General features: G+C 63.9%; 16 protein-coding genes and 1 tRNA gene. 11 read left to right on the forward strand and 6 right to left on the reverse strand.

Features of this window, described 5'->3' with window-relative positions; genetic code table 11:
* The first annotated feature begins 44 nt into the window (after positions 1-44).
* Positions 45-596, forward strand: coding sequence for a hypoxanthine-guanine phosphoribosyltransferase (locus QCE63_RS13105; protein WP_309809915.1), 552 nt, complete (start codon positions 45-47; stop codon positions 594-596).
* A 61-nt stretch (positions 597-657) separates the two neighbouring features.
* Here QCE63_RS13105 and QCE63_RS13110 read toward each other — a convergent pair whose 3' ends face one another.
* Both QCE63_RS13110 and QCE63_RS13115 read right to left on the reverse strand, forming a co-directional pair.
* Positions 658-1,257, reverse strand: a complete 600-nt coding sequence (locus QCE63_RS13110; protein ID WP_309833395.1) for a MarC family protein — start codon at positions 1,255-1,257, stop codon at positions 658-660.
* Positions 1,257-2,993 (reverse strand): proline--tRNA ligase, encoded by a 1,737-nt coding sequence (locus QCE63_RS13115; RefSeq protein WP_309833397.1) that lies wholly within the window; start codon positions 2,991-2,993, stop codon positions 1,257-1,259. The genes QCE63_RS13110 and QCE63_RS13115 overlap by 1 nt, the downstream gene beginning before the upstream one ends.
* Positions 2,994-3,294: 301 nt before the next feature.
* Here QCE63_RS13115 and QCE63_RS13120 point away from each other — a divergent pair, with 301 nt between their 5' ends.
* Positions 3,295-3,948, forward strand: coding sequence for an RNA pyrophosphohydrolase (locus QCE63_RS13120; RefSeq protein ID WP_309833399.1), 654 nt, complete (start codon positions 3,295-3,297; stop codon positions 3,946-3,948).
* A gap of 168 nt (positions 3,949-4,116) precedes the next feature.
* Entirely contained in the window at positions 4,117-4,686 is a 570-nt protein-coding gene (locus QCE63_RS13125) for a CNP1-like family protein (protein WP_309833400.1), read from the forward strand.
* An 81-nt stretch (positions 4,687-4,767) separates the two neighbouring features.
* On the opposite strand, the gene proB is transcribed toward QCE63_RS13125, so the two are convergent.
* The 4 genes from proB to rplU form a co-directional block, all read right to left on the reverse strand.
* Complete coding sequence (proB, locus tag QCE63_RS13130; RefSeq protein ID WP_309833402.1) at positions 4,768-5,886, reverse strand: glutamate 5-kinase; 1,119 nt, start codon at positions 5,884-5,886, stop codon at positions 4,768-4,770.
* Positions 5,887-5,944: 58 nt separating this feature from the next.
* Complete coding sequence (gene cgtA, locus QCE63_RS13135) at positions 5,945-7,033, reverse strand: Obg family GTPase CgtA (RefSeq protein WP_309833403.1); 1,089 nt, start codon at positions 7,031-7,033, stop codon at positions 5,945-5,947.
* A gap of 193 nt (positions 7,034-7,226) precedes the next feature.
* Positions 7,227-7,487, reverse strand: coding sequence for a 50S ribosomal protein L27 (gene rpmA / locus QCE63_RS13140; protein ID WP_014192314.1), 261 nt, complete (start codon positions 7,485-7,487; stop codon positions 7,227-7,229).
* Positions 7,488-7,512: 25 nt separating this feature from the next.
* Positions 7,513-7,824, reverse strand: a complete 312-nt coding sequence (gene rplU, locus QCE63_RS13145) for a 50S ribosomal protein L21 (RefSeq protein ID WP_008342953.1) — start codon at positions 7,822-7,824, stop codon at positions 7,513-7,515.
* A gap of 292 nt (positions 7,825-8,116) precedes the next feature.
* On the opposite strand from rplU, the gene QCE63_RS13150 reads away from it, so the two are divergent.
* The 8 genes from QCE63_RS13150 (at position 8,117) to zapD (ending at position 15,673) form a co-directional block, all read left to right on the forward strand.
* Positions 8,117-9,109 carry a polyprenyl synthetase family protein gene (locus QCE63_RS13150; protein ID WP_309833405.1) on the forward strand — a complete coding sequence of 331 codons (993 nt, stop codon included), beginning with the start codon at positions 8,117-8,119 and terminating at the stop codon, positions 9,107-9,109.
* 51 nt (positions 9,110-9,160) lie between these two features.
* Positions 9,161-9,237, forward strand: a tRNA-Pro gene (locus tag QCE63_RS13155).
* Between the two features lie 156 nt (positions 9,238-9,393).
* Positions 9,394-10,683: an HlyC/CorC family transporter gene (locus QCE63_RS13160; RefSeq protein ID WP_309833407.1), complete on the forward strand. Its 1,290-nt coding sequence runs from the start codon at positions 9,394-9,396 to the stop codon at positions 10,681-10,683.
* A gap of 73 nt (positions 10,684-10,756) precedes the next feature.
* Positions 10,757-11,953 (forward strand): GspE/PulE family protein, encoded by a 1,197-nt coding sequence (locus tag QCE63_RS13165; protein WP_309833409.1) that lies wholly within the window; start codon positions 10,757-10,759, stop codon positions 11,951-11,953.
* Positions 11,950-13,167, forward strand: coding sequence for a type II secretion system F family protein (locus tag QCE63_RS13170; RefSeq protein ID WP_309833411.1), 1,218 nt, complete (start codon positions 11,950-11,952; stop codon positions 13,165-13,167). Before QCE63_RS13165 ends, QCE63_RS13170 begins: the two co-directional genes overlap by 4 nt.
* Before the next feature lie 31 nt (positions 13,168-13,198).
* Complete coding sequence (locus QCE63_RS13175) at positions 13,199-14,122, forward strand: A24 family peptidase (protein ID WP_309833412.1); 924 nt, start codon at positions 13,199-13,201, stop codon at positions 14,120-14,122.
* A gap of 31 nt (positions 14,123-14,153) precedes the next feature.
* Entirely contained in the window at positions 14,154-14,765 is a 612-nt protein-coding gene (gene coaE / locus QCE63_RS13180; protein ID WP_309833413.1) for a dephospho-CoA kinase, read from the forward strand.
* Between the two features lie 152 nt (positions 14,766-14,917).
* Positions 14,918-15,673, forward strand: a complete 756-nt coding sequence (zapD, locus tag QCE63_RS13185; RefSeq protein WP_309809957.1) for a cell division protein ZapD — start codon at positions 14,918-14,920, stop codon at positions 15,671-15,673.
* The last annotated feature ends 43 nt before the right edge of the window (positions 15,674-15,716 follow it).

Consider the following 15,716-nt stretch of genomic DNA (forward strand, 5'->3'; position numbering starts at 1 on the left):
GTTTTTTTCCACACTAAGAAGTCTGCCTTTCCCCCGCTTGCCCTATGAATCGCGAAGAAGCCCTGCATATTTTCAGCCATTCCGAAGAGATCGTGACGGCCGCTGAAGTCAACGCCTCGATCGGCAAGATGGCCACGGCCATCAAGGCGGCGACGCAAGACGACTTCCCGCTGGTGCTGTCGGTCATGGGCGGCGCGGCCGTGTTCACCGGCATGCTGCTGCCGCATCTGGATTTCCCGCTCGAGTTCGATTACATCCACCTGACGCGTTATCGCAATGCCATCAAGGGCGGCAGCGAGATGCAATGGCGCGTGGCGCCGGCGGAATCGGTGAAGGATCGCACGGTGCTCGTGCTCGACGACATCCTCGACGAAGGCGAGACCATGGCCGCCATCCGCGACCGCATCATGGCGATGGGCGCGAAGACGTTTCTTTCAGCGGTGCTGTGCGAGAAGATCATTCCGAAGGCCAAGCCGCTGCGTCCGGATTTCTGCGGCTTCGAAGTGCCGGACCGCTATGTGTTCGGCTGCGGCATGGATGCCAAGGGCTACTGGCGCAACCTGCCGACCATCCGCGCGCTGACCGAGGGCGCGTGAGGCGTCTTCGTTGCCAATTAAAAAAAAAGCGGCCTCGGCCGCTTTTTTTACAGCTGATTTTTTACAGCTGATGTACGAAAGTGCGTATGCCAGTGAGCATCATTTCGACGGAAATCGCCACCAGCACGAGCCCCATCAATCGCTCGAACGCCGTCACCACGCGCTCGCCGAGCCATTGCTGGATTTTCTCCGCGAGGATCAGCACGACTGCGCAGACGAGCATCGTCACCGTCAGCGCGCCAATCCACTCGAACATCTTGCCGGGCGCCTGCGAGGTCAGCAGCATCACCGTTGCGAGCGCTGAAGGCCCCGCCAGCGCCGGAATGGCCAGCGGCACGATGAGCGGCTCGCCGCCGCGCGAATCGCCGCCCATCGCGCCGTCCGGATGCGGAAAGATCATCCGCAGCGCGATCAGGAACAGCACGATGCCGCCGGCGATGCGCAACGAAACGTCCGTGAGGTTCATCGCGCGCAAAAAGCGGTCGCCGGCCAGCATGAACACCAGCAGGATCACGAACGCAATCGCCACTTCCCGCAGCACGACCACGCGGCGCCGCTCCTTCGCGACGCCGCGCAGCGCGTTGATGAAGATCGGAATGTTGCCGAGCGGATCGGTGATCAGCAGCAACAAGATCGTCGCCGACAGGAAGTTGTATTGCATTACTTCCCGAGCGCGGCCCGGACCTTGCCCGTCACGACGGCCGCCGCTTCCTCGACCGGCAGCAGCGTGGCTTCGGTATCGCGACGGCCCTGGTACTCGAGCTTGCCTTCCTTGAGCCCGCGGTCGCCGATCACGATGCGATGCGGCACGCCGATCAGTTCCCAGTCGGCGAACATCACGCCCGGACGCTCGCCGCGATCGTCGAGAATCACGTCGATGCCGGCTTCTTGCAGGTTCGCATACAGTGCGTCGGCCTGCTCGCGGACAGCGTCGCTGCGGTCATAGCCCATTGGGCAGATCACCACTTCGAACGGCGCGATGGCTTCCGGCCAGATGATGCCGCGCTCGTCGAAGTTCTGTTCGATCGCCGCGCCCAGCACGCGCGTCACGCCGATGCCATAGCAGCCCATCTGCATCGGCGCGGGCTTGCCGTTTTCGTCGAGGAAGGTGGCGCCCATTGCTTCCGAATACTTCGTGCCGAGCTGGAACACGTGGCCCACTTCGATGCCGCGGCAGATGTCGAGCGTGCCCTTGCCATCCGGCGACGGATCGCCTGCGACGACATTGCGGATATCCGCCACTTCGGGTTCGGGCAGATCGCGGCCCCAGTTCACGCCGGTCGTGTGGAAATCCACTTCGTTCGTGCCGACGACAAAGTCGCTCATGTTCGCGACCGTGCGGTCGGCGATCACGCGCACGGGCTTCTTCGGGTTGAGCGGACCGAGGTAGCCCGGCGGCGTGCCGAACCATTCGACGATCTCGGCTTCGGTCGCGAAGCGGTATTCCTTGAGGCCCGGCAGCTTGTTGGTCTTGATGTCGTTGAGCGAGTGATCGCCACGCAGCATCAGCAGCCAGATGGTGGGTTCAGCGCCTTCGTTTTCCGTCGCGAGAATGATCGACTTGATGGTCTTCTCGAGCGGAATGTTCAGCAGCTGCGCGACGGCCTCGCACTTGGCGGCGCCCGGCGTCGGCGTCTTCTTCAGTTCTTCCGTCGGCGCGGCGCGCTGCGCGATCAGCGGCAGCCCTTCCGCTGCCTCGACATTCGCCGCGAACTCGGAAGCCGGGTTATAGGCGATGTCGTCCTCGCCCGTTTCGGCGATCACGTGGAACTCGTGCGAACCGCTGCCGCCGATCGAACCGTTGTCCGCCGCCACCGCGCGGAACTCCAGGCCGATGCGCGTGAAGATGCGCACGTAGGCGTCGTACATCTTGCGATACGACTCGGCGAGGCCGGCAAGGTCCTTATCGAAGGAATACGCGTCCTTCATGATGAACTCGCGGCCGCGCATCACGCCGAAGCGCGGACGGATCTCGTCGCGAAACTTGGTCTGGATCTGGTAGAAGTTCACCGGCAACTGGCGATAGCTCTTGATATCGCGGCGCGCGATGTCCGTCACGACTTCCTCGTGCGTCGGGCCCATCACGAAGTCGCGTTCGTGGCGATCCTTGAAACGGAGCAGTTCCGGACCGTACTGTTCCCAGCGCTTCGATTCCTGCCAGAGTTCGGCGGGCTGCACGGCGGGCATCAGCAGCTCGAGCGCGCCCGCGCGGTTCATCTCTTCACGCACGATGGCCTCGACCTTGCGCACCGAACGCAGGCCGATCGGCATGTAGTCGTAGATACCGCCCGCGACGCGGCGGATCATGCCGGCGCGCATCATCAGCTTGTGGCTGACGATCTCGGCGTCGGCGGGAGCTTCCTTGAGAGTGCCGATGAAGAAACGGGATGCTTTCATTCAATTTTTCCAAAAGCGGCGCGTGCTGCGCTGCTGGTGAGCGCCGGAGCAGGCGAAACGAGGGTGAACAACGAAAACGCTGGACGGCGTTGCATGGGGCCGGAGTGTGAGTCTTGCGCCGGCCACTCGCCTGTCACAGAAGTGAAGATTTTGCCGCCATCCGGGTTGTCTGGTAAAGCGTCAGGCGAAGCATGGCAGGCGCGGCGCCGGATTCGTGCCCTGAATTGGGGTTCCTGCCGGTGCGCCAGGCCCGTTAACTGTTTATAATCAAAGCAATTTTAAAGGATTCGAAGGTGGTTGTATGCTGGATCGTGAAGGCTTTCGCCCGAACGTCGGCATCATCCTCTTGAACGCGCACAACGAAGTGTTTTGGGGTAAGCGACTGCGTGAACATTCCTGGCAGTTTCCGCAAGGGGGTATCAAATACGGCGAGACCCCCGTGCAAGCGATGTATCGGGAGTTACACGAAGAAACCGGTTTGCTTCCTGAACACGTGAAGGTCATGGGTCGCACCCGTGACTGGCTGCGTTATGAGGTGCCGGACAAGTTCATCAAGCGCGAGGTGCGCGGACATTATCGCGGTCAGAAACAGATCTGGTTTCTGCTGCGCATGGTGGGCCGCGATTGCGACATCTGCCTGCGTGCGACGGACCATCCGGAATTCGATGCCTGGCGCTGGAACGAGTATTGGGTACCGCTGGATGCGGTCATCGAGTTCAAGCGCGACGTTTATCAACTGGCTCTCAACGAGCTGTCCCGCTTCCTGCGGCGTACCAACTCCCGCGGCGAACGCGGCGAGCGAGCCGCGCATCATGGGGCGCGCTACCCGCGCGTGCTCCAGACGATAACGATCGAAGCACCTGCGGTAACTGCCTCCGGCGCGGCAGTTCAGGCAGAATGCACGGTCAGTGAAGAAGTCTCGGTGATCGTGCAGCAGCGCTCACCGTGCGACTGAGTTCCGTTGTTTCAGGTTCTCGGTTCTTCGCATACTTTGACACTCGGCATGACGTGAAGCGGCAGCCCGGCGATACACTCGCCGGGCTGTTGTTTCCATTTCGCCTTTAGCGGCCTCTAGCGCCGGGCGGATGCCCGAAGCCCGCGCGCATGTTTCCGGGAAATCCAATTGAAAGTCTCTGCTTCACTCGCGTTGCTCGCGGCATCCACGGCCGCACTCGCCGTGCTCGCCGGCTGCTCAAGCTCCAAGACGCCGACGAATCAGGATGACGGCGTCTTCACCTATCTGCTCGACCGCAAGACCACCTGGGCCGAAGACAAGATCGACACGATGCCGCCGCTGCCGAAGGAAGCGAATCTGCTGCCCTTCAACGTCTCGCAGAACACGCCGCTCAACTTTGCCGTCGACAAATCCACGCTGACGGTCGGCAATGATGGCGTCGTGCGCTATGTGGTCGTGGTGACGAGTCCCGCGGGGGCGCGCAACGTCAACTATGAAGGCATCCGCTGCGACACCTACGAATGGCGCCGTTATGCCAGCATCAATGACGATCAGAACGGCTGGGACCAAGGCGCCGCGTTCGACTTCAAACGCATCGAGAATGGCGAACTGAACGCCTATCAGGCCGCGCTCTATCAAGACTATTTCTGCACGAGCAAGCTGGTGGTCGGCACGGCCAACCAGATCGTGGAAAACATCCAGTACAAGCGCACGCAGCGTTCGATCAACACGCGCTGATTACTGCGGCCACGCATGAAAAAGCCCGCGGACCTTGCGGTCTGGCGGGCTTTTTACGGCTGCGATCTTGATGAATTGGCGTCAGACGAGCACCAGGTTGTCGCGATGGATCAGCTCGGGCTCCAGCATGTATCCCAGCACGCTCTCGATCTCTCCGCTCGGCCGCCGATGAATCAGCCGCGCTTCGGAACTGCTGTAGTTTGTGATGCCACGCGCCACTTCGCGGCCCTGATCGTCGACGCACGCAATCACCTCGCCACGGGCGAAAGCGCCCTTCACGTCGATCACGCCAATCGGCAACAGGCTCTTGCCGTCGGCCGTGAGCTTGTTCACGGCGCCCGCATCGATCACGACGTGGCCGCGCACCTGAAGGTGATCCGCCATCCACTGCTTGCGCGCCGCCATGCGCGCCGTACGCGCGATCAACTGCGTGCCGATCAGCTCGCCCGACGCAAGCCGCGTCAGCACGTCGGCCTCACGGCCGCTCGCGATCACCGTGTTCGCGCCGCTGTGCGCCGCGCGCTTCGCCGCCAGGATCTTGGTCAGCATGCCGCCGCGACCGAGGCTCGAACCGGCGCCGCCCGCCATTTGCTCGAGCTCGGGCGTGCCGGCATCGGCCTGCTCGACGAGCGTCGCGCTGGCATCCTTGCGCGGATCCGCCGTGAACAGGCCGCGTTGATCCGTGAGAATCACGAGCGCATCGCCTTCGATCAGATTCGCCACCAGCGCGCCGAGCGTGTCGTTGTCGCCGAACTTGATTTCATCGGTGATGACGGTGTCGTTCTCGTTGATGATCGGCATCGCGCCCAGCCGCAGCAGCGTGAGCAGCGTCGAACGGGCGTTGAGATAGCGTTCGCGGTCGGCCAGGTCGGCATGCGTGAGCAGGATCTGCGCGGTGCGAATGCCGTGCGCGCCGAAGCTGCTCTCGTACACCTGCGCCAGCCCCATCTGTCCGACGGCCGCCGCCGCCTGCAATTCGTCGATCTCGCGCGGCCGCTTGCTCCAGCCGAGCCGGTGAATGCCTTCCGCGATCGCGCCCGAACTCACGAGCACGACTTCCTTGCCCTGTTCGCGCAGCGCCGCGATCTGCGCCGCCCAGCGGCCGATGGCCGCATGATCGAGCCCGCGCCCGTCGTTGGTGACGAGGCTGGACCCGACTTTCACTACGATTCGCTTCGCTGCGGCGATGACTGAACGCATCGTGCGCTTTCTCCCTCGGAAGACGTGTTCTTGACGCTCGTTCTTTGAAGCTCGTTCGTTACTCTTTGCTGGCCTGATCGTCGCGGAAACGGACGTCGGCGGCGAGATCTTCCTCTTCCGCCGCGCGCGACGCATCCGAGTGCTGCGAGATGTAGTCGAAGACCGCGTAGGTCAGCGCTTCACAGCCCTGGCCTGTCAGCGCCGAGATCTCGAACACGGGACCGTCCCACTCGAAGCGTTCGACGAAGTCTTTCACGCGCGCTTCGCGCTCGTCTTCCGGCACCATGTCGAGCTTGTTCAGCACGAGCCAGCGCGTCTTTTCAAAGAGCTGCTCGTCGTACTTGCGCAGCTCGTTGACGATCGCCTTCGCTTCGGCCACCGGATCGACGTTTTCGTCGAACGGCGCCATGTCGACCAGATGCAACAGCACGCCGGTGCGCTGCAAGTGCCGCAGGAAGCGATGGCCCAAGCCCGCGCCTTCCGCCGCGCCTTCGATCAGGCCGGGGATGTCGGCGATCACGAAGCTCTTGCTCGGCCCGACGCGCACCACGCCGAGGTTCGGCGCGAGCGTCGTGAACGGATAGTCGGCGATCTTCGGCCGCGCGTTCGACACCGACGAAATGAACGTGGACTTGCCCGCGTTCGGCATGCCGAGCAGGCCGACGTCGGCGAGCACTTTCAGTTCGAGCTTGAGCATGCGGCGTTCGCCCGGCTTGCCTTCGGTCTTCTGCCGCGGCGCGCGGTTCGTGCTCGACTTGAAATGCAGGTTGCCGAGGCCGCCCGCGCCGCCTTGGCCGACGAGCACTTGCTGATTGTGTTCGGTCAGGTCGGCGATCAGTTCGCCCGTTTCCTGATCCGTGATGATGGTGCCGACCGGCATGCGCAACGTGATGTCGTCGCCGCCCTTGCCGTAGCAGTCGGCGCCGCGGCCGTTCTCGCCGTTGCGCGCCTGGTGTTTCTTCGCGAACCGGTAGTCGATCAGCGTGTTGATGTTGCGGTCCGCGACCGCGTAGACGCTGCCGCCGCGGCCGCCGTCGCCGCCGTCCGGCCCGCCGAACGGAACGAACTTCTCGCGGCGCATCGACGCGCTGCCATCTCCTCCGTCGCCGGCGATGACTTCGATCCTCGCTTCGTCAATGAACTTCATGCGTTGCTCCGTCCCGTGTAATTCGAGCTATTGTGCCGCGACCAGGCGCTGCCGGTCACTGGCTTGGATGAATCCTGCCGATGCACAATTGCTGCACATCAAATGAAAAAGGCCCCGCGAACTTCGCGGGGCCCTGGATGTCCGGCCTTGCGGCCTTGATCCTTTTTTCGGTCCTGAAGCCCGTGCGTAAAATTTACGCTGCCGGGACGACGACGACCGTATGCTTGCGGGCAGCGCCCTTGGTCACGAACTTGACGTGACCGTCGGCCAGTGCGAACAGGGTGTGATCCTTGCCGATGCCGACATTCTCACCCGGGTGCATGCGCGTGCCGCGCTGGCGAACGATGATGCCGCCTGCGTTGATTGCCTGGCCGCCGTACACCTTCACGCCGAGGCGCTTCGACTCGGAGTCGCGGCCGTTGCGGGAAGACCCGCCTGCTTTTTTGTGTGCCATTTGCTTAGCTCCTTAACCGGTGCGCTTACGCGTTGATCGCGTCGATGCGCAGTTCGGTGTAGTTCTGGCGATGGCCAGCGTGCTTTTGGTAGTGCTTCCGGCGACGCATCTTGAAGATGGTCACTTTCTTGTGACGACCTTGGGACACGACGGTAGCCTTGACGGAAGCCCCACTGACCAGCGGCGTACCGAACTGAATCGATTCACCTTCGCCTACTGCGAGAACCTGGTCGAGCGTGATTTCAGCGTCAATGTCTGCCGGTATCTGTTCTACTTTCAATTTTTCGCCGACAGCAACCTTATACTGCTTGCCGCCGGTTTTTATGACCGCGTACATTGAGAACCTCACTCTGAATTCAAACTTGTTTCTCCGGATTTCCTGTACCTTCCTGGAGATCACGAAGACTTTCCACGCACCACGCGCGGAAAACACGCGATTATACATGGGGTTACGCCCGAGGTCAAAGCGCGCTTTGCCTGTCGCCGCGCTGACCCAGACCCCATGCGAACCTCGGTGAAATGCCGTCGAACGGTCCGAAATTTCCTCATACCCGCGGACGCGTCACGGCGTGCCCCCGTCGTCCGGCCGATTCGCCTTATAATCCGCCGGATTACCTTAACCGCCGATCATGTCGTCCACCGCCACTTCCTCCCCCAACGCCGCCGCACTGCTCGCCCCGATCGCCGAGGACATGCAGCAGGTCAATCGCGTCATCCGGCAGCGCCTGGCATCAGAAGTGATGCTCATCAACCAGATTTCGGAGTACATCATCGGCGCGGGCGGCAAGCGGCTGCGTCCGGCGCTGTTGCTGCTGGTTTCGGGCGCGCTGGGGGACACCACCGGACATCGCCATGAACTCGCCGCCGTGGTCGAGTTCATCCACACGGCAACGCTCCTGCACGACGACGTCGTCGACGAATCCGACCTGCGGCGCGGCCGCCAGACGGCCAATGCGCTGTTCGGCAACGCAGCGAGCGTGCTGGTGGGCGACTTCCTGTATTCGCGCTCGTTCGAGATGATGGTGAGCGTCGGCAAGATGCGCGTGATGGAGATCCTGTCGGTCGCGACCAACATCATTTCCGAAGGCGAAGTGCTGCAGTTGCTCAACATGCACGATCCGGACGTCGACGAAGCGCGCTACATGCAGGTGATCCGTTACAAGACGGCCAAGCTGTTCGAAGCGGCGGCGCAGCTGGGCGCGGTGCTGTCGGGCGCGGATGCGTGCACCGAAGCGGCGGCGGCGGAATTCGGCCGGCGCATCGGCACGGCGTTCCAGATCATGGACGACTGGCTGGACTACACGGGCACGCCCGAGTCGATGGGCAAGAACGCCGGCGACGACTTGCGCGAAGGCAAGCCCACGCTGCCGCTCATCTACCTGATGGAGCACGGCACGCCGGAACAGGCGGCGCTTGCACGCGAGGCGATCGAACAAGGCGGCACCGACCGCTTCGACACGATCTTCCACGCGATCACCACGTCCGGCGCGCTCGATCACACGCTGGAGTGCGCGCGCAAGGAAGCCGAAGCGGCGGCGGATGCGATTTCTTCGTTCCCCTCTTCCATCTACAAAGAGAGCCTGCTAGAATTATGTTCTTACTCGACATCGCGGCAGTCTTGAAAGAGACTAAAGCAACGAAAGAGTCTGTTTCGAGTAAGGTGCAGTAAAATTCGGGGTGTAGCTTAGCCTGGTAGAGCGCTACGTTCGGGACGTAGAGGCCGGAGGTTCGAATCCTCTCACCCCGACCAGAATTTCCGAAACCCGCATGGTCCGCCATGCGGGTTTTTTGTTTCCGGCGGCCGTGTTTCTGCCTGCTCCTTCAGTCTCAGTCAACGGGGCCTGCGGCAAGGTCGGAAATCCGTCTGCTATATTTCCTTCCATCTCCGCCCCTACCGACCAATCGCGTGGACAGCCTCCCCTTATGGGCGCAAATTTGCGCCATCTTTCTGCTGCTCTTCCTGTCCGGTTTCTTCTCCATTTCCGAAACATCGATGATGGCGCTCAACCGTCATCGGTTGAAATACCTCGCGAGCCAGGGTTCGCTGCGGGCCCGCACCACCCAAGGCCTGCTCGCCAAGACCGACCAGCTGCTGTCCGTGATCCTGATCGGCAACAATCTGATCAACACGATCATCCCGGTGCTCACCACCTCGATCGCGCTGCGCACCTTCGGCCACAACAACATGGTGCTGTCGATCACGACCGGCGTGATCGCGTTCCTCATCATCGTGTTCGCGGAAATTGCGCCGAAGATCGTCGGCGCGACGTATCCCGAAAAGGTCGCGCTGCCCGCGAGCCTGATCCTCGCGCCGCTGATGCGCATCGGGCGGCCGCTCATCTGGTTCGTGAACCTGTTCGCCAACGCGATCCTCGCAGCGCTGCACATCAACACGAAGAACAAGCGCGACCAGCGCATCTCGCCCGAGGAACTGCGCACCATCGTGCTCGAAACCGGCAGCTTCATGCCGACCAAGCACCGCAGCATCCTGTTGAATCTGTTCGATCTCGAGAACATCTCCGTCGATGACGTGATGATTCCGCGCCGTCGCATCGAGGCGCTGGACTTCGACGCGCCGTTCGACCAGATCCTGCATCAGCTCGAAACCTGCTATCACAACAAGCTGCTGGTCTATCAGGGCGACATCGACCGCGTGATGGGCATCCTGCACGTGCGCAAGACGCTGTCGGCGCTGCATAACCAGGAGCTGGAACGCGAGACGCTGCGCGAACTGCTTTCCGAACCTTACTTCGTCCCCATTGGAACGCCCGTTTTCCAGCAATTGCAGTACTTCCAGGAAAGCGGCCAGCGGATTGCCATCGTGGTCGACGAGTACGGCGAATTGCAGGGACTCGTGACGCCCGAGGACATCATCGAGGAACTGATCGGCGAATTCACCACGACGATTCCACGCGGCGCCGGCTCGCGCGGCGGCTGGGACGCCAACGGTGAATGCATCGTGGCGGGCAGCATGCCGCTGCGCGAACTGAACCGCTGGCTGCACCTGACCCTGCCGACCGACGGCCCGAAGACGCTCAACGGACTCATCCTCGAAACCCTCGAAGACATTCCGGACGGCGACGTCTCGGTGCGCATCGCCGGCGTGACCTTCGAAGTGATGCGCAGCGACGATCAGGCCATCCGCACGGTGAAGATTTTCCAGCCGACGCCGCCGGCCCGGCGCAGCGCGCGCTAGCCGTTCGGACGACTGGGCGTGCTGGCGCGCAAGCGGGATGATCAATTCATTCCGACTGCGACGACCTCACGCCATGACACAACCTTCGCGCGAAGCCTTCACGCGCCCGCCCCGCATCGCCGACCCCGCCCCGGACAACGAGGCGCCGGCCGTCTCACTGCTTGCCGAAACGCTGCGCGAAGCAGCTGCGCGCGGCGCATCCGACATTCACGTCGAACCTGCCGAGCATGACTGGCGCATCCGTATGCGCGTCGACGGCGTGCTGCATGTGCTGAGGCGTCCGCCGCCGCATCTGCGCGACGCGTTCGTCACGCGCATCAAGGTGCTGGCGCGCATGGACATCGCCGAGCGGCGCGTGCCGCAGGACGGCCGGCTGCGTCTGCATCTGACGGGCGGGCAGGTCGGCGACTATCGCGTGAACTCGCTGCCCACGCTGTTCGGCGAAAAACTCGTGCTGCGGCGACTCGACGCGCTGCCGCCCGATCTGTCGCTCGGCGCGCTCGGACTGGATGGTTCGCAGAGCCGCGTCGTCGAAGGGGCGATCCGCGCGCCGCACGGGCTCGTGCTCGTGACGGGGCCCACCGGCAGCGGCAAGACGCTTTCGCTCTATTGCTTCCTGCAATTGCTGAACGCCGAAGCGCGCAACCTATGTTCGGTGGAAGATCCGGTCGAGATCCAGCTGGCCGGCATCAATCAGGTGAGCGTGCGCGAGAAGGCGGGGCTGACCTTCGCCGTCGCGCTGCGGGCGTTCATGCGGCAGGATCCGGACGTCATCATGGTGGGCGAGATTCGCGACGCCGAAACCGCCGATGTCGCCGTGAAGGCCGCGCAGACCGGCCATCTCGTGCTCTCGACGCTGCATACCAACGACGCGCCCGCCGCCATCGCCCGGCTCATCGACATCGGCATCGCGCCTTATAACCTCGCGTCGGCGTTGCGGCTCGTCACCGCCCAGCGACTCGTGCGCAAGCTCTGCACGGCGTGCCGCGCAGCTTCGGCGCTGGCGCTGGACAGCGGGTTTCATCCCTTCGAGCCGCGCGGGTGCCCGACGTGTCACGGCATCGGCTATCGCGGGCGGATCGGCGTGCATCAACTGATGCCCGTATCGGATCAACTTCGCGAACTGATCGTGGCGCGTGCCGCCACGCATGCCATTGCGCGCGCCGCCCAGTCGCAGGGCATGCCCGCCCTGCGCGACGCGGCCTTCGCCCGGGTGCGCGAAGGCGTGACGAGCGTCGCCGAGGCCGCCGAAGCCACGGAGCTCGAATGATGCGCGCCGCCATCCAGGAAGAAACCGAGCTGCGCTACGCCTGGCGCGGGCTGGATGCGGACGGCCGCGAACAGCGCGGGCGGATCATCGCCGTCGATGCACCGTCCGCTCGCGCGTCGCTCCGGCGCGACGGCGTCATCGTCACCACGCTCGACATGACGGGGGTCGCTCCGCCGCCGAAAGCCACCGCTGCCGAAATCACCCTTTTCACGCGCCAGCTGGCCAGCCTCCTGCGCGCGGGCCTGCCGCTCGCCGGCGCGCTCGACCTGATCGGAAACAGCACGACGCGCAGCGGACTGCCGCGCATCGTGCGCGCGCTATCTCGCGGCATCACGCGCGGCCTGCCGTTCTCGGCTGCGCTCGCGCATCATCCAGACGCGTTCGGCACGCTCTATTGCCAATTGATCTCGGTCGGCGAAGTGGCTGGCGCGCTGCCCGCGGTGCTCGGGCGTCTCGCGGACGATCGCGAACGCGCCGCGTCGCAACGCGCCCGGCTGCGTGCCGCGCTGGCCTATCCGGTGATGGTGCTGCTGCTGTCACTGGCCATCACGGCGGGATTGCTGATCGGCGTGGTGCCCACCTTCAAGACGATCTTCGACGGCTTCGGCGCCGCGCTTCCCGCGCCCACGCGCTTCGTGCTCGCGCTTTCCGACGGCGTCGCCCGCTTCGGCGTGCCCTTCGTCGCGGCGTCGGGCTGTCTCGCGCTGGCCGCGTGGCGCTGGCTGAAGCGTTCGCCCGATGCGCGCGAAGCGGCGGATCGTCTGAGCTTGCGCTTGCCGCTGGTCGGCTCGCTGTTGCGCGCGCTGGCGGTGGCGCGCTGGAGCCGTGCGCTCGGCACCTTGCTGTCCGCCGGCACGCCGCTGTCCGATGCCTTCGACTCGCTCACGCACGCCACCGGAAACCGCGTCTTCGACCGTGCAACCGTCGAGATCGCAGCGCGCCTGCGCAACGGCGAGCGGCTCGCTGTCGCCATGCGTGCACCGGGCTGCTTCCCGCCGGACGTGGTGCAGCCCATCGCCGTCGCCGAGGAATCCGGTTCGCTCGACGCCATGTTGCTCGATCTCGCCACGTTGGCCGATCGTCAGGTCGACGAGCGCATCGGCGGCTTTGCCAGCCTGTGCGAACCCATCGTCATTGCGGTGCTGGGCGCGCTCGTGGGCGGTCTCGTCATCGCGATGTATCTTCCCATCATTCAGCTCGGCAACGTGGTGTAGCATCGCGGGCCAAAGCCATCCATCGTTCATCATGCAACCCTCGTTCGATCCGTCCGCCGCGCATGTCGCCGGCCGCTATGCGGAAGCCTTCGCGATGCTGCCCGTCGCCGCGCAGTACGGATTCGCCATCGTGTTCGGTCTCGTGATCGGCAGCTTCCTGACGGTGGTCGTGCATCGCCTCCCGGTCATGCTGGAGCGCGCCTGGCGGGCGGAAGTCGAAGCCGCTGCTGCGGATGCGTCGAAAGCCTCAAGCCCTGCCGAAACCGACCCCTACCCCGCGCGTTACAACCTCGCCGTGCCGCGCAGCGCGTGTCCGCATTGCAAGCATGTGTTGCGCGCCTGGGAGAACATTCCCGTCGTCAGCTATCTCGCGCAGCGCGGGCGTTGCTCGGCATGCGGCGCCCGCGTGAGCCCGCGCTATCCGCTGACCGAACTCGCAACCGGCGCGCTCGCCGCGCTTGCGCTGTACGCGTACGGTCCGGGATGGAACTCGGTCGCTGCGTTTGGCCTCTGCGCGACGCTGCTCGTCGCGGCCCTCATCGACTACGACACGCGCTATCTCCCCGACGTGCTGACGCTGCCGCTGCTGTGGGCGGGCCTCATCGTCAACCTGGGCGACACCGGCTTCGCCAGCTTGCAGGACGCGGTGACCGGCGCGATCGTCGGCTATCTGTTCCTGTGGTCCGTGTACTGGCTCTTCAAGCTCGCGCGCGGCGTGGAAGGCATGGGCTACGGCGACTTCAAGCTGTTCGCCGCAATAGGGGCGTGGCTCGGCTGGGCGCCGCTCGCGCAAGTCGTTCTGATCGCGGCCATCGCGGGCGCGGCATTCGGCATCGTCGCGACGATGCGCAAGCGCATGCGCTTCGAAGAGCCCTTGCCGTTCGGACCGTTTCTTGCGGCCGGCGGAGCGATCACGCTGTTCGTCGGTACCCCGCTGTACGCCATGTTCGGATGAACGCTTCGGCATCAAAGGAGAACCCGCACGCATGTTCAGTATCGGACTCACCGGAGGAATCGGCAGCGGCAAAAGCACGGTCGCGGATCTGTTCGCGGCGCGCGGCTTACCGCTGATCGACACCGACCTCATCGCACACCGGATCACGGCGCCGGGCGGCGTCGCCATGCCGCTGATCGCCGCCGAGTTCGGCCAGGACTTCGTGGCGGCGGACGGCGCGCTGGACCGCGCGAAAATGCGCACGCTCGTCTTCTCCGACGACACCGCGAAAGCACGTCTCGAAGCCATCGTGCATCCGCTCATCCGCGCCGAGACCGAACGGCAGCGTCACACGGCAACGGGTCCGTATCACATCGTGGTCGTGCCCTTGCTGGTGGAATCCGGCTCGTGGTCGGAGCGCGTGTCGCGCGTCCTCGTGGTCGACTGTCCGGTCGAGACGCAGATCGCGCGCGTCATGCGCCGCAACGGCTTCGCGCGCGAACAGGTACTCGCGATCATGGCGAAGCAGGCGTCGCGCGAAACCCGGCTCGCCGCCGCCGACGACATCGTCCTTAACGACGATGCCGCCACCCTCGATCAACTTGCCGACCAGGTGAACACGCTTCACGCGCGCTATCTGGCACTCGCAAACGGCAGCGCCTGAGTTGCCCGAACGTCCCAAAAGTTCCCGCTTTTGTGTCGAAAGACGCAACGAGAAGCCCGATTTTGCCCTGATTTGCTAGGGTGAGGATGCGGCATTAGAATGTGCTCACTTCCGCTCATGGAAGCAACCGACCCACGCCGAGGCGAGCGCGCTTGATCCTTTACGAGTACCCCTTCAACGAGCGCATCCGGACGCTGTTGCGGCTCGAAGACCTGTTCGAGCGCTTCACGTTCTTTCTGACTCAGGAAGACGCGCGCGAACATCACGTCGCGCTCACGACGCTCTTCGAAATCGCCGAAGTGGCGGGCCGTACGGATCTGAAAGCCGACCTCATGAAGGAACTCGAGCGGCAGCGGCAAACGCTCGCGCCGTTCCGCGGCAACCCGGGCATCGAACAGGAAGCCCTGGAAGCGGTGCTCGGTGAAATCGAGCAGACGCTCGCCGGCCTCACCGACATGCACGGCAAGACGGGCCAGCACCTCGCGGACAACGAATGGCTCGCGAGCATCCGCAGCCGCACCATCATTCCCGGCGGCACCTGCAAGTTCGATCTTCCGTCGTATTACGCGTGGCAGCAGTTGCCCGTGGAGGAACGTCGCCAGGACATCGCCAAATGGGTCATGCCGATGCTCGCGCTGCGCGACGCGGCCGCCATCGTCCTGCGCCTCGCGCGCGAGTCCGGTCAGGCGTCGAAAGTGATGGCCATGCAGGGTAGCTATCAGCAGATGTTGTCCGGGCGCACCTATCAGCTGATGCAGGTGCGCGTTTCGCCTGATACGCGCGTCATTCCTGAAGCGAGCGCGAACAAGTACATGCTGTGGGTGCGCTTCACGGTGCAGGACGGCGACCTCAAGCCGCGCGCAGTCGACGTCGACGTGCCGTTTCATCTGACGCTTTGCAGCCTTTGAATCCGGAGCGGTCTGGCCTCATATGGTCAAATACCGTCTGTAA

The sequence above is a fragment of the Caballeronia sp. LZ065 genome, from assembly GCF_031450975.1.
Lineage (GTDB): Bacteria > Pseudomonadota > Gammaproteobacteria > Burkholderiales > Burkholderiaceae > Caballeronia.